At 42.3% G+C, this 14,372-nt stretch carries 13 protein-coding genes; 4 read left to right on the forward strand and 9 right to left on the reverse strand.

Annotated elements, in window-relative coordinates; genetic code table 11:
* The 5 genes from MUP17_01260 to MUP17_01280 all read right to left on the reverse strand — a co-directional run.
* On the reverse strand, positions 1-1,227 hold a 1,227-nt coding region (locus tag MUP17_01260), incomplete at its 3' end, for an LON peptidase substrate-binding domain-containing protein (GenBank protein MCJ7457603.1).
* Between the two features lie 177 nt (positions 1,228-1,404).
* On the reverse strand, positions 1,405-1,857 hold the full coding sequence (locus MUP17_01265) for an Hsp20/alpha crystallin family protein (protein MCJ7457604.1): 453 nt from the start codon (positions 1,855-1,857) through the stop codon (positions 1,405-1,407).
* A 109-nt stretch (positions 1,858-1,966) separates the two neighbouring features.
* A complete protein-coding gene (gene ychF / locus MUP17_01270; protein ID MCJ7457605.1) occupies positions 1,967-3,064 on the reverse strand; it encodes a redox-regulated ATPase YchF in 1,098 nt (365 codons plus the stop codon).
* A 115-nt stretch (positions 3,065-3,179) separates the two neighbouring features.
* Entirely contained in the window at positions 3,180-3,956 is a 777-nt protein-coding gene (locus MUP17_01275) for an HAD-IIA family hydrolase (protein ID MCJ7457606.1), read from the reverse strand.
* A gap of 463 nt (positions 3,957-4,419) precedes the next feature.
* Positions 4,420-5,589, reverse strand: coding sequence for a hypothetical protein (locus MUP17_01280; GenBank protein ID MCJ7457607.1), 1,170 nt, complete (start codon positions 5,587-5,589; stop codon positions 4,420-4,422).
* Between the two features lie 1,346 nt (positions 5,590-6,935).
* On the opposite strand from MUP17_01280, the gene MUP17_01285 reads away from it, so the two are divergent.
* The 4 genes from MUP17_01285 (at position 6,936) to MUP17_01300 (ending at position 12,097) form a co-directional block, all read left to right on the forward strand.
* Entirely contained in the window at positions 6,936-8,000 is a 1,065-nt protein-coding gene (locus tag MUP17_01285) for a radical SAM protein (GenBank protein MCJ7457608.1), read from the forward strand.
* 26 nt (positions 8,001-8,026) lie between these two features.
* The gene (locus MUP17_01290; protein ID MCJ7457609.1) at positions 8,027-9,355 is read left to right on the forward strand and encodes an SPASM domain-containing protein; all 1,329 of its coding nucleotides are present in this window, start codon (positions 8,027-8,029) and stop codon (positions 9,353-9,355) included.
* A 14-nt stretch (positions 9,356-9,369) separates the two neighbouring features.
* Positions 9,370-10,410: a radical SAM protein gene (locus MUP17_01295; protein MCJ7457610.1), complete on the forward strand. Its 1,041-nt coding sequence runs from the start codon at positions 9,370-9,372 to the stop codon at positions 10,408-10,410.
* 289 nt (positions 10,411-10,699) lie between these two features.
* The gene (locus MUP17_01300; GenBank protein MCJ7457611.1) at positions 10,700-12,097 is read left to right on the forward strand and encodes a B12-binding domain-containing radical SAM protein; all 1,398 of its coding nucleotides are present in this window, start codon (positions 10,700-10,702) and stop codon (positions 12,095-12,097) included.
* Between the two features lie 138 nt (positions 12,098-12,235).
* On the opposite strand, the gene MUP17_01305 is transcribed toward MUP17_01300, so the two are convergent.
* The 4 genes from MUP17_01305 to MUP17_01320 form a co-directional block, all read right to left on the reverse strand.
* The gene (locus tag MUP17_01305) at positions 12,236-12,460 is read right to left on the reverse strand and encodes a type II toxin-antitoxin system HicA family toxin (protein MCJ7457612.1); all 225 of its coding nucleotides are present in this window, start codon (positions 12,458-12,460) and stop codon (positions 12,236-12,238) included.
* A complete protein-coding gene (locus tag MUP17_01310; GenBank protein ID MCJ7457613.1) occupies positions 12,457-12,669 on the reverse strand; it encodes a type II toxin-antitoxin system HicB family antitoxin in 213 nt (70 codons plus the stop codon). The genes MUP17_01305 and MUP17_01310 overlap by 4 nt, the downstream gene beginning before the upstream one ends.
* 126 nt (positions 12,670-12,795) lie before the next feature.
* Positions 12,796-13,599: an ABC transporter permease gene (locus tag MUP17_01315; protein ID MCJ7457614.1), complete on the reverse strand. Its 804-nt coding sequence runs from the start codon at positions 13,597-13,599 to the stop codon at positions 12,796-12,798.
* A partial coding sequence (locus tag MUP17_01320) for an ABC transporter ATP-binding protein (GenBank protein ID MCJ7457615.1) occupies positions 13,599-14,372 on the reverse strand: 774 nt, incomplete at its 5' end. The genes MUP17_01320 and MUP17_01315, both read right to left, overlap by 1 nt.

A 14,372-nucleotide genomic window follows, 5' to 3' on the forward strand; every position in this document is an offset into this window, starting at 1 on the left:
AGAGCCGATATAAGTCCTGCGGTGTCCTCTTATCTCGGCTTCATCGTGCATGCCTCCTAAGGAGATGCGGTTAAATTTTCTTCCTAATGCCCGTGCAATCGACATACCTAAAGAGGTTTTACCCACACCTGGAGGTCCTACAAAGCAGAGGATAGGACCTTTAAGGTCAGACTTCAATTTCCTCACTGCTAAGTATTCTAAGATCCTTTCCTTGACCTTTTCCAGGTCATAATGGTCTTCATCTAACACACGTTTCGCATCTTTTATATCTAAATTATCCTGGGTTCCGATGCTCCAGGGTAGGTTCACCAGCCAGTCAAGATAGGTTCTGGATACGATATATTCTGCCGCAGCCGGGTTCATCTTGGAGAGCCGGTCCACCTCTTTTAAGGCTGCTTCCCTTGCCTCATCCGGCATCTTGGCTACTTCGATTTTCTTTTTGAACTCCTCAACCTCCTGGGTCCTCTCGTCCGCCTCGCCTAATTCCTTTTGAATCGCTTTGAGCTGTTCCCTTAAAATATAATCCCTCTGCATTTTTCCCATCTCAGTTGCAGCCTGGGATTGGATCTTTCTGGAAAGCTCTAAAACTTCCACTTCTTTATTTAGATAAAGGGTCAGTTTCTTAAGCCTTTCTCTAACCTCTACGGTCTCTAAAAGCTCCTGTTTCTGGGCTAAGGTGATGTTCAGGTTTGAGGCGACCAGATCCGAGAGCTTGCCCGGGTCTTCAGTATTTAAAGCGGAGATCTGCAGGTCATCCGGTAGATAGGGAGCCAGATTCACCACCTTTTTCAGAAGATCTAAGATGGTGCGCATCAGAGCCTCCATCTCCACAGATTCCTCAATGATATCTTCTAAAGGCTCAACCTTGGCAAAAAGGAAAGGATCTTCTTTCAGGTATTTTTTTATCCGTATCCTAGAAAGCCCTTGAACTAAAAAACGCACACTCCCGTCTGGAAACCTGAGCATCTTCAAGATGGTGCCGGCTGTGCCGATTTTATAGATGTCATCTGGCCCTGGATTCTCTATTTCTGGGTTCTTCTGGGCAAAAAGCCCGATCGCTTTTCCGCCCATTAGAGAATCATCTATCAGCTTAGCATACCTCTGGTCAGTTATCACTAGTGGAATTATCAGCGAAGGAAACACCACGTTCCCACGCAGGGGCAATATCGAAAGCTCATCTGTAAGCTTTTTCATTTCCTCAGATATCTTGGTTTCTTCTCTTAACAAGTTTTACCTCCTCGTCCAACTGGTCTATGCTATGTGTTTCTGCCTATCATTCTGAGTTCGCCGAAGGCGGACGAAGAATCTGTTAAAATCAATTTTTAGAGATTCTTCGTCCTACGGGCTCAGAATGACATAAACACGCCTTTTACCGTGTTCCTTAGAAAACTGCTAATATTGATTTTATCCTTCCTCTATTTCTATCTCTTTTGCTTTTACTTTTTTCCCTTTTCTTTTCTTAATCGTTATCTCCAGAAATCCTTCCTTATACGCAGCGACAATTTCATCCGAGTCGATGTTCTCGGGTAGGTAGATATTCCGCTCAAACATCCCGAAATTTATCTCTTTGTTTCTATACCCGGTTATAGAGGGTTCAGCTTTCTCTTTCCTTTCACCTTTAACAGTCAAGATGTCATCAGAAAGGGTGATGGAAAAGTCTTTCTGTTTCATCCCGGCTATCTCCAGTAAGACTATTACGCCATTCTCAGTCTCAAAAACGTCTGTGGGCGGTCGCCACAATCTCTTGGAGGTTAAAACCGGCGAATGCCCCATTTTGTAGAAATGATCAAAAAGTAAATCCATCTCCTCCTGGATATGCCTGACATCCTTAAAGAAATCTTTTTTGAAATCATCCATAATCTTCTCCTTTATGGAGTGCATTGACCGTGTCAATGCAGTAATAGACGTAGCGTCCTCACTCCTGTGAGGACGAACCTCCGTTGCCACGGGAGTGGCAACGCTACGATCAAACATTAAACCTGAAAAAGATTAAATCTCCATCCTGAACTATGTAATCTTTCCCTTCCAGGCGAACCAGGCCCTTTTCTTTGGCATGATGAATTGAGCCTGCCTCTATTAACTTATCGTAGTTTATCACCTCAGCTTTAATGAACCCCTTCTCCATATCCGTATGCACCGTGCCTGCGGCGCGCAGGGCTTTTGTGCCTGAAGGAATTGCCCAGGCTTTCACCTCATTCTGATTGGCAGTAAAAAAGGAGATAAGTCCCAATAGATTATACGAAGTGCTGATCATCCTGTTTTTGACAGGTTCTTTTAGTCCTAACTCTTTTAAAAAAGACGCTCTGTCTTCTTCCTCTAACTGGGATATCTCCATCTCTAATTTCCCGCAAAATGCTGAGACCTGGCTGTGTTTGAATTTAAGTTTTGAGGAAAAATCCTTTTCCAGTTTTTCCGACTCGGAGAGGTCTTCCTCCCCCAGATTCAGTATTATCAGAATCGGCTTAAAACTCAAAAAACTGTATCCTTTAAGGAGTCTCACCTCTTCAGTTGCGAAATCTAAATCCCTCAAGGGAATCCCTTTTTCCAGAGAAACTTTGCATTTGGTCAAAAGGTCGTACTCCCTTTTTTCCTCAGGAGATTTTGTGGTCTGGTAGCTTTTTTCTAATTTGACCATCCTTTTCTCGATAGTCTCCAGATCGAGAATAGTCAGGTCCAGGTCGAAACTTTCCATGTCTCTCAATGGATTAATGCTGCCAAGTGGATGGATGATATTCTCATCCCGGAAAAGCCTTATCACATAAGCTAAGGCATCCACTCCCCTTAAATGGAAGAAAAGCTCAGCTTCTTTTTCCTTTTCAGAATGACCTGTCTCTGTAAGTTTGACCATCCCGGCAACATCGATATATTCTATCTCTGCTGGAGTCACCTTCTTGGGATTAAACATCTCTGCTATCTTATGAACCCTTTGATCAGGGACTTTCACCACAGCCCGGTTAGGCTCCTTTGAAGAGGAATACTCCCCGGTCTTAGCCTGAGCAGAAGTCAGGGCATTAAAGATAGTTGTTTTTCCCACAAAGGGCAAACCAACGATCCCGATATGCATATTAAGTCTTTATCTCCTTGTTCGTTCGGGAATTGGAATTCCCGAATGCAACTCTTTAAGTGCGGGTCCCTTGCTCGGTCGGGAGTTGTACTCCCGGCCGAATCTCTTGAGCATTTCAGACTTTAATCTCCGCTATACTTTCGTAAACGTAATCCGGTCTTTTCTTTTTGTCAAGCCTCTTCAAAATCGACCGATCATACTTACTTGAAAGGACAAAAGCTGTTTTTATTTTCAGCTTTTTAGCCCCGACTAAATCCGAAAGCGGGTCATCGCTTATCATAAGACAATTTTGCGGTTTGATATCAAGCCTCCTCAATACACTACGGTAGAAATCGATACTCGGTTTACCCATAATAAGACCTCTTTTACCGGAGGCATACTCCAGTGCTCTTACGACAGCTCCGACCGAAGGGGCAATCTCACCTTTTGAATCCTTATAAACCTTATTTGCGTGCAGGGCTACAAGATGAGCATTATTCTCCACTAAAGCTCTGGTAGCAGTTTTCAGCTTCAGAAAATTTAGCTCCCCATCCAGACCCACAACAACAGCTTGAACTGAACTATCCTCTCTGATCTTAATCCTCTCTTTTCCAAGATAACTTTTCAAAGCCTCATTTCCCAGGACAAAACAGGATTTTATCTTTTTCTTTTTCAGCCATTCCCCTGTAACCTTCATACAGGTATCCAAATTCTCTTCTCCCAAGTCGAAACCTTTACTCTTAAGTAAAGGCAGAAGCTCATCCGGAGAGTGAGTGGTGTTATTTGAAACCAGGCTGAATTTCTTCCTTGAGGATTTAACCTTTCTCAGCCATTCAACCACACCTTCCACTGGAGCATAAGACTTATCTTTTACAATCGTCCCTTCAATATCAATTAGGAAACAGTTAATCATAGTATTGGTGGAACAGGCATCTTGCCTGTTCGTAGCGCGACCCTTTAAGGGTCGCTTTTGTGCTTTTGTCATTCTGAGGGAGTTCCCTACAGGGATGACCGAAGGAATCTACCGCAAAATAGAATTGTGCAGATTCTTCGCCCCTACAGGGACTCAGAATGACTCTGAAAAACCAGAGTCAATTTAATATCCCCTAAAATCCTTTGTCAACAACAAAAAACCCTTATAAAAAGATGGAGGTCTGAAGACCTCCGCTATATTTCCAAAAGACTGAATACCTCACAGCTGATTAGCAGGATTAAGTCGAATTTAACCTTGAGGCTGATAAATCCGTTCTGAACATCAGCTTAATCTGCTTAAATCCGCTGTGAATTTCCTCCCTCGGCGAGCCTGAAAGGTTCGCACTACGAAGAACAAATAAGGGAGGTTAGAAAACCTCCCTTAAGAAATCACCGGATTAGAATTACTTCAGGCTTTCACCTGGCGGATACTCGGGTTTAGGCTCTTCCTTCTTTTCCTCTTCTTTTGATTTTGTTTCTTCCTCCTCTTCCTCTTCGGTTTTCTTCTCTAAGAGGTTCTCATCATCTTTTTTCTTGCGGATGATGATATAGGTCAAAGTCTGTCCGACTGAAAGAGTGGCTAAAGCATAGGAGATAACCACAAAAACTATCAAAATGAAGGTTATCCCGATCAAAAAAGCCGCTATCTCTCTTGACCAGTTCAGACCTGCTTCCCATCCCGGCTCTGGGACCAGGTATGCAAACCGGATTCCCGGAAAGATGTTGGAGAAGAAATAAAGAATCGAGGAAGGGACAGTCAGATATCCTAAAGCCCCCTCGATTATCTCGGAGAGTTTATCTTTCATCAAAACCCCGACAGACCAGTTAACTAACTGAACTCCCCGGTAGCAGAAATAACCAAAAACGAAAGCTCCTAATTTTGCCAGAAGACCTGAAAGACCAGTATAGATAAAATACCTCCAGGGCTGGGTCCAGATAGAGGAGAAAAGCTGAACTATGGTCTCGAACACATCCTCTTTAGTCGTGGCAACAATGGCTGGGGTCATAAACAAAGCAATAAAGAAAATGAAAAGAGTATAAGCCGTGAAAAGAGCCACTACGAAGATCGGGACCCCGTAGAAAATCCCCAGGCCTAACTCGCCTACATAGGGTATCTTTCCCAGAAGCCCGATGATTATACCGCAGATCAGTAAAATTATAACCAGGGCTAAGATCGAGAGGGGGGAGAGAAGAACTGTTTTCCAGTTCTTCTTCAGGAATTTGAAGGAGTCCTTGGTAGAATAGAACTCATCTCCTTTGAGCTGTTCGTAGGTGATTTTTCCCACTGCTGCATTCGAAAGAAGAAAGATACAGATGAAAAAAAGGCAGCCGATTATGAATGCCAGCCAGGCTAAAAAACCTGAAAAAGAAAAATCATGCACCGGGAAAAGACCGTAACTTCCCCAGACCTCGGAAAGTCTCCTGTCACTTAAAAGATGAGCAAGATAAGTCAGGATCAAAAAACCCAGATACCCGCAGAGCAACCCTGAGGTCTGGATGAGGAGTTTTTTTCCGGAAAGCGCTAAGCGGGGAGCTCTAAAGATATCCCTGATATCGAAATAGAACTTCTGCACTTAACCTCCTTTTTAAAAGTTAAAAAATGTTATACCTTTTCCTTTTTGCCATACATAATGCTTGCAAGTGTCAAATATTAATAATTTTTAAACAAGCGTTTGTCAAGGAAAAATATCGTTATCTATCATATCTTGCATCCCAGGATAAGGACTAAAACCGGGATTTATCCATTAAAAGTAAATGAATTTATTTTTAACTGGCCCAAGAAGGGAATCATCTAAAAATGTTATTGGAATCGAAAATGAATTTCGCCTCATTTTGATTAAGTTTAATCTTATAAGAAAAAAATCAAAAAATTTCCTTGCTTAAATTGAAAAGAGCGTTTATACTGGTAAAAACTGCACTCGGAAAATTTAGCTTTTTTGATATCCAAAAAGTTATAGTTCTTTGGCTTACTCTCCTTAAAGATACAAGTGAACACCTTTCAAAATATCCTGAAAGGGACTCAATCCCAGACGAAAGGAGGTGAAGTTGAATGGATTATCTCATTGATCCAGAGGAGGTAACAAAGCTGGGAGTTTGCCCGATTTTTAATCCCTGCACCACTTTCTGCAGGATAAAGCCATTATATGGCGTTCCTCCAGTAATTGAGTGATAGAACTCCTCTTAAGAAACCTTTCCTCTCCTTCATATCCTTTTGGGGGAGAGGAACTTTTTTATAGAGATAGTTCAAAGCTTCTTTGCCCTGTTTGAATTAAGGCTGTTTTTAAATAAAGTTTTCGGTTGGGTGAAATTATGCGATTTATAAAACCCTGGCCCTACCTGAATATTATATCAGTTTATTCTGGATACTCTTAGGATAAGGATTAAATTTTTTTTAAACTTTAAAGAAATTTTTCTCTTGCTTAAGCTAAAAAAATCTGTATATTAGCAAAAAACTCGTATAGGAGTTTTTATCTCTGATAACTCTTAAAAAGAAATACTTCTTTTACCCTCATTTAAGATATTTGAAATTAGAAGAAAAAGATTTAGCTGGCTTGCTAGGAACTGAATTTTTGAAATAATTTTCACAGAAGAAAGGAGGTGAATTGAATGGAATATCTCATCGATCCAGAGGAGGTTACCACAGTGGGAGTGTGCCCGAGGTATAATCCCTGCACCACCTTCTGCAAGATAAAACCCTGCTATGGTGTCCCGATAATTGAGATCTAAACTCCTTAGATTGGATTTTTCCTCTCTTCCTATGCAAAATAGGAAGAGAGGAAACCTGATAAGTTGCTTTTGTAATCTGCTAGGGTTTTGTAACTGTTAAGTCCAGAGGAGCTACCTTCTAATTGATAGCTCCCGCTTAGTTATTAGAGGAAAAGAATCGTACAAAAAGATAGATTTTTCAGGAATTCTCAGGATGGGTTCAAAAGAGGAAAAAATAAGGATTCGCGAGAAAAATGATAAACTAAATCAGGAGGAAAGGCCTGCCCAGAAAGAGGTCCTGGAATCGTTTCCGGTGAATGTCATCTCCCCAACCGGAACCAGATGTAATAACCGCTGTATTTTCTGCACTGACCGGTCCCCGGAAACTTTGTCTCATTATTCTGACTTTCCCTTTGAAAAATGGGTAAAACTGTCAGAGCCCTTGGAATATGCCACTTCCTTAGGGCTTTATGGCTGGGGAGAGCCTCTATTTAACCCGGATTATGAGAAGATGTTCGATTACGTGGTAGAAAATTTTGCGGGAATCGAGATAAATATCACCACCAACGGTATCTTGATGAACGGCAAATGGACTGAGAAGTTTTCATCTTATGACAGATTGAGCATAAACGTCTCCTTAAATGCTGCAAATGCCAGAACTTATAAGCTTTTATCCGGAAACGACCAGTTCGACAGGATAATTGAGAATATCAGAAGGATAAAAGACTTAGGGGGAAAAAGGGGGAAAGGTTCACCTGAGATAGTCTTATCCTTTGTGGCCATAAAGGAAAACATTGTGGAATTACCAGATTTTGTAAGATTGGCATCCAATTTAGGGATACGAAGAGTTGTTGTCCAGGACCTGATAATTTTAAACGAGGGATTAAGAGCGCATTCTTTAACCCCTTATGCTGATTTTGCCAAATCGATCTTTTTGGTGTCTTTGGACTTAGCCAAGGAAGAAGGGATTCTATTAATCCCTTTTGTCCCGGTCTATTTTTTACCGACGGATTCAGACGCTTTTGTAGAGGATGGAAAGTTGGAAAGAAAAAACACAGCCGGATTCTGCCATGAGCCCTGGACATATCTTCGAATCTCCTCTGAGGGTGAGATCAAGCCCTGTTGTTTTTCAGATGAGACCATGGGTAATTTATATCAAGAGAAGCTGGCTGAGATCTGGAATGGAAAAAAGTATAGATATCTAAGGAAATATGTGAACTCTCAAGAGCTGCCAGAGGATTGTAAAAGATGTCCCAAAAAAGTAGGTGTAACTCTGTAGATTTAAGAAAGGAAGGTTTTCTTTAAATGAAGAAGTCCAGGTACAGTCATTTTCTTCCAAGAGGCGATGGTAAGGTCATAGCTTATAATTCCTGGACCGGTGGACTGGCTTTAATGGAGGAAAATAAGTATAAAGATTATTGCGACTTGATCTCCAATCCGGAAAAGATCGATTTCCTGTCCCAGAAAGAAGAATACCGGGACTTTGTCTCCAAGCTCAGGCTCGGCCACTTCCTGATAGACGACCCGGTAGACGAGTTCTCCCAATTAGAGCTGAAAAATCGCCTTGACCGTTTTGATACCAGCCGACTGGGATTGATCATCGCCCCGACTTTAGCCTGCAACTTCAAGTGTGAATATTGCTTTGAAGAGGTTAAAAAAGGATCTATGTCCACTGAGACCATTGATTCCCTAGTAGCTTTTGTGGAGGACAAAGCCAAAACTGTGAAGACCTTCTCTGTTTCCTGGTATGGAGGCGAGCCTTTGGTTAGATTCGACCTGCTGGAGGAATTAAGCTTAGCCTTTAGGGATATCTGCGCAGAATATAAGGTGGCTTATGGCGCTGGAATGATGACCAATGGTTACCTTTTAACCAGAGAGATAGCTGCTAAACTTAAGAACTTAGGGGTGAGCTCGATCCAGATAAGTGTAGATGGGCCAAAACAGGTTCACGATAAGAGAAGGCCCTTAGCCAATGGCCAGGGAAGCTATGATGTTATTTTAAAGAATATGACCGATATCAAGGAGATTCTGGATTTGAATCTCAGAGTAAACGTTGATAAGACAACTCGGAAAGAGGATATAGCCGAGCTTTTGACTGACCTGGTCAAGAACAATCTGCAGGAGAAAGTGAATCTCTTCTTCGGAAATGTGGAGGCGGCTAACGAGGTCTGCATAAATATCGCGGAGAACTGTTACGACAATAAAGAGTTCTCCAAAATGGAATATGCTTTACATAACTTAGCCCTGGATTTTGGGTTCAGATTGGAAAAGCTTCCTTCCCCTTTGGCTTCGTACTGTTCTGCTCAGAGTATGAACTCCTATATCGTGGACCCGCAAGGTCTTCTGTATAAATGTTTCAACGATGTGGGTATAATTGAGAGAAGCTGTGGAAATATTAAAACCCCGGTTGATCCTTTCCATCCTAACCTTTTCCCTTTTCTGAACTGGAACCCTTTCAAAAACCAGAGCTGTCAGGATTGCAGTATTCTTCCCTTATGTATGGGTGGATGTCCTCACCGGATCATCTGGAGAAAAGAAAAATTAGAAAATAACTGTGAATCCTGGAAATACAACCTGAATGAGATGTTGGAGATAATCTGTCAATCTCGTCTAAGACAGAGGAAAAAAGCCTAAGAAAGGAAAAACTTATGAGTGAATTCAAACTTTACCCCTCCAATGCAGTTTGGGAGATAACCTTTTTGTGCAATATGAGGTGTCTTCATTGTGGCACCGCAGCCGGGGAAAAAAGAAAAGATGAGCTTAATACTGAAGAAGCCCTGAAGTTAATTGATGATTTAGCAGAGTTAGGATGCGAGTTTTTAACTCTGTCCGGTGGTGAGCCTCTTTTGCGAAAGGATTGGAAAGAGTTAGCCAGGAGGCTGAAAGAAAGAAAAGTAAAGCTGGGGATAGTGACCAATGGCTGGTGCGTGAACGAGGAAGTGGCGAGAGATTTCAAAGAGATCGAAATGAATATGGTGGGAGTGAGCTTCGATGGAACTGAAAAGACTCATGATATGATCCGGCGAACCAAAGGAAGCTATAAAAAAGCTTATCAGGCTTTGAAAATGATAAAGGAAAGCGGCCAGAAAGTCTGCGCCTTAACCCAGGTATCCAAGCTTAATCTTGAAGAATTGGACCTTATTTACCAAGACCTTTTAGATATTGGTATTCCCTTGTGGAGAATCCAGATGACCACCTCCACTGGCAGGATGTGTGAGATGAGAGATGGGTCTATGACGCCTGAGGATATGCCGGAGTTGGCTCGCAAGATTATAGAGATCCGAGATGAGAAGAAAATCGAGATAGACGTAGGGGAAAATATAGGGTACTACGGCGAATTAGGGGACGATCTATGGAGAGGTTACCCGTATTTAGGATGCTATGCCGGGTGCCGGGTGATAGGGATAGAGAGTAACGGGAATATCAAGGGATGCCTTTCGATGCCAGAGGAGTTTGTGGAGGGGAATATCAGACAAAGACCCCTGAAGGAGATCTGGTTTGATATGTCTCTTTTCTCTTATAACCGTCAGTTCTCACCGGATAAAGCTGAGGGTTTTTGCAAGGACTGTCCTCATCTGAAAATGTGCCGCTGTGGCTGTTCTACCACAGCCATAGGCTCCTCAAGCTCAAGATTCAATAATCCTTACTGCCTGTATAGAATCGAGATGGAAAGCAAAAAGAATGCTTAAATGTAGTGGTTCGATTTATCGAACCCGAATTGGCTTTCCCCTCTCCTTTTTAAGGAGAGGGTTAGGGTGAGGTTATGTATTGCACCTCGCATTTAAGCAGGATGGAAAAATCATTCACAGCAGATGGAACAGATTAAGCAGATGAGAATAATTAATATCAGCTTAATCCGCTCAATCAGCTGTGAGGTTCTCTGTGCCCGTTGGGTCCCCTGACCCAACGGAAAAGCTAAATTCACTTAACTCGCCAGGTCAGAGGACCTGGCGAGCACTACGAAACCATATTGGAAAAATGAACCATCCTAAAAAAATTCTTCTCCTTTTCCCCTCGATTTTCTATTTTCCCCAGGAATTAGAGCGGGTTGAGGTAAAATCCCAGCTTCTCTATCTTTATTCTTATCTAAAGCCACATTTTGATGTAAAGATCGTCGACCTGGAGACTGAGATCGGAAGGCCCAATAGCCGGGTGACCATAAGAAGGTTTAAGGAAAAAGCAAAGGCTTTTTTGAGTCAAATAGACTTCGATATCGTGGGGATCTCCTGCTGGACAAGTCTCTCCTATCAGGCAACTTTGTCCGTGGCCTCCATTTTGAAAGAGATAAATCCTCAGGCAACCCTGATTGTGGGAGGTTATCATCCCAGCGCTGTGCCAGAGGATTTTACCTATCCAGAATCACCTTTTGATTTCATAGTGATTGGCGAAGGTGAGAGAGCTTTTTTGAAGGTCTGCCAGGGGGAAGTGGAAAAAGAGGAAAAACCTGTTATCCTCTCCGGAGAGACAGCCAACTTAAAAGACCTTCCCTTTTTAGATTTAAGCCAGATAACAAATAAGAAAAATGAAAAAGGTAGATACCCTTATCCATTCTATATATATCTGAGCCGGGATTGCCCCTTCTCCTGTAATTTCTGTATGGAGGCGGCCAAGAGAAACCGGGACTGGAGAGAGATGAGCCCGGATAAAGCTATAGACCAGATCCAGAGAATAGTGGATGAATTGAAACCTTATTCTTTAGCCTTAGCTGATGCCTGTTTCGGGATAAACCCTAAATGGAGAAAAGAATTTTTGGGCAAATTTAAAGAGAAAAACTATGATTTCTGGGTCTCCATAGAAACTCTCCCGAATCTTTTGGATTATGAGGATGCAGATCTGCTTTCCGGGTTAAAGGTCGAAGTTCAATTTGGACTGGAGAGCGGTTCGCCAAAAATGCTGGAGATTATGCACAAGGTGAATAATCCTTTAAAGTATCTGGAGTATTTCAAAGAGCTTTCACTCAACTTGAGCCAGAAAAAGGTGCTGCATAGGGCGAACATCATCTTCAACCACCCGGGAGAGACCCACCAGACCGTTATGGAGACGATTGATTTTATGAAGAAGATGATGGAAACAGATAATAGTTACCTTTTCTGGGCAATCGGAGACTATTCCCATTTTCCAGGCAGCCAGATAGATTCAAATTTAGATTATTATGAGAAGACCTTCGGAACTAAAATAGCCCATCCCCAATGGTGGAAATTGGAAGAGGACCAGTGGGAGAGCTGCCGAAAGGTCCTGCCCAGCAGAGATTTCACCTGGGAGGATAAAGATTTCTGGCAATCCAGGGTTCAGGAGATAGATGAGCTTCTGAAAAATTCCTTATCCAAAGAAGCCTTTGACCACGTCGCCCAGAGGTATAGATTTGATTGGAGATGATTTTGGAGTGCATCATCCGTGTCAATGCGTGCATCCCGCCTGCGGTGGGATGCACGCCATATTTCCGTCGGGTCAGGGGACCCGACGGCCACAAAGTGAATTTCTTGAAACTCCCTTGGTCAAACAACAAGGCTTTTCTTACATCAATTTTTTAAATTCCTCAAGGGTTAAACCAGCTTGGCGAATTATAGCCCTTAAAGTCCCTTTTGCGATTTCCTTATGGTCCGGCACAGTCAATCTTCGATGTGGAGGATTTTCATCTCTGAGGATAATATGACTTCCGGTTTGATGATCTACAGAGTAACCTATCTTCCTCAATTTCTTGCAGAGTTCTCTTCCAGAAATCACGGGTAATTTATTCAAACCTTCACCTCCACAATTTCTTCATCAATCGGGGGAGGGATAGGTTCATTATGTTTTTTCAAGCTCTTGAGATACCCTTTGATGGCATCTTGAATATTCTCTAAGGCTTCCCTGCGAGTCTTTCCCTGAGAAACACATCCAGGCAGAGAAGGGCATTCAGCCACAAATATGCCATCCTCATCCTGTTCAATCAAAATCCTGTAACGCACGATTCAACACCTCCTCTGTCTCTTGTCTTTAAATTCAATAAAGATATATACAAAGATTTTTTCTGGGTCAAGACTCTTTTTGTCAAGTAGTTCTAAATACAAGCCTGACATACAATCTTTTTATCCTTAATAATACGACAGCGTCCCTTCTTTTCTCGATCTATCAAATCCCAGTTTGAAAGAGATGATCCCCAAGGGAATAGTCACCAAAGCGAAAATCACCAAGATTAGTATTTGACCCTTGACTTGCGAGATAGAATAATGATTGGTCAAAGTCTGCCTTAAAGCGATCAGGGCATGAGTATTTGGCAAGATCAAAGCCAAGGATTTTAAAAACTTGGGTAAAACCTCAATCGGGTAATAGACTCCGGATAAAAAGGCGGAAAGCATAGTTACAAACCAGCTCACCGGATCACCTTGCTTGGTGACCATAATCACACCAGCAGAAATCATCCCTATTCCGCCCAGGCTGATAATCGATAAGAAAAATATGATGAAGGCCGAGAGATAATTGACGTTCAAGCTGACTTTGAAGACCAGTATAGCCGCAGCCAAAATCACCACGATATTTATCAGGGTGAAGATGAAAGTCCATACGGTGGAATAAACTAAGATCTGGTATAAAGGGGTCCTGGACATAAGCAGAGACTCCAAAGTCCCCATAAGCTGTTCATTTCTGATAGTGGAAGAAAATGAATTCTGGGAAACTGAGACGAAACTCTGAAATATAACCCCGATGATCAAAAAGGACATATAATTCCCACCATATTGGGCCAGATAAGGGTTATTCGCCTGAAACCCGACCAGCTTCGCCAGAAAATAAAAGGAGGCAGTTGTAACCAGCATTGAGAGAAACTGCAAAACCAAAGCAGTCTTGTAAGAAAACATCGTTATCCAGCCGCGATATATAAAAGCAATTACCCTGTTCATTATCCTTGACCTTGAGTATATTTTATGAAAATCTCCTCTAAAGAAAGCTCACGGGTCTGGATCGATTCAAAGATGAGGTTCCCGGAATTGAAAAACTCGATAAGCTCGTTCAGCTTTCCTGAATCCTGTAACCTCACCTCGACTTCCCTTCTTTCAGGTCTGGTGTTGACCTGACCAAAAACTTTCAGTTTCTCCAGAAATTCGCCAAGAGGAAAGTTTTTTAACCTCACAGTCACCTTTTTGGTAGGAACTTCATTTTTAAGTGAAGACAGGGAACCTTCCTTCGCTAACTTCCCTTCACTCATAATCCCCACCCGGTCACAGAGCCTTTCTGCCTCATATAAGTTATGGGTCACTAAAAGTATGGTTCTCCCCTTACCCTTCAACTCTCCAATCACCTCTCTTATCTTCATAGCAGAGTAAGGGTCTATAGAAGTAGTCGGCTCGTCCAGCAGCAGAACCGGCGGATCAGTTAGAAGGCATCTGGCTAAATCTAATTTCCTTTTCTCGCCGGTAGAGCATTTCATAAACTCTTTGTCTTTTTCAGAGAATATGTCCAGCCTTTTTAAAAGGGACTCGATCCTGTTTTTCAAATCGTTACTATTTATCTTCTGCAGTGCCCCAAAAAACCAGAGGTTCTGCCAGCCAGAAAGCCGGTAATAGAAAGACCTCTCTGTTCCTGCTGCCAGCCCGATGGATTCCCTTACCTCAGAGTCCTGAGAAGCGATATTATATCCGTTTATGAAAGCTGTGCCTGAAGTGGGAATTATCAA

This window comes from Candidatus Zixiibacteriota bacterium, from assembly GCA_022865345.1.
Lineage (GTDB): Bacteria > Zixibacteria > MSB-5A5 > MSB-5A5 > RBG-16-43-9 > RBG-16-43-9.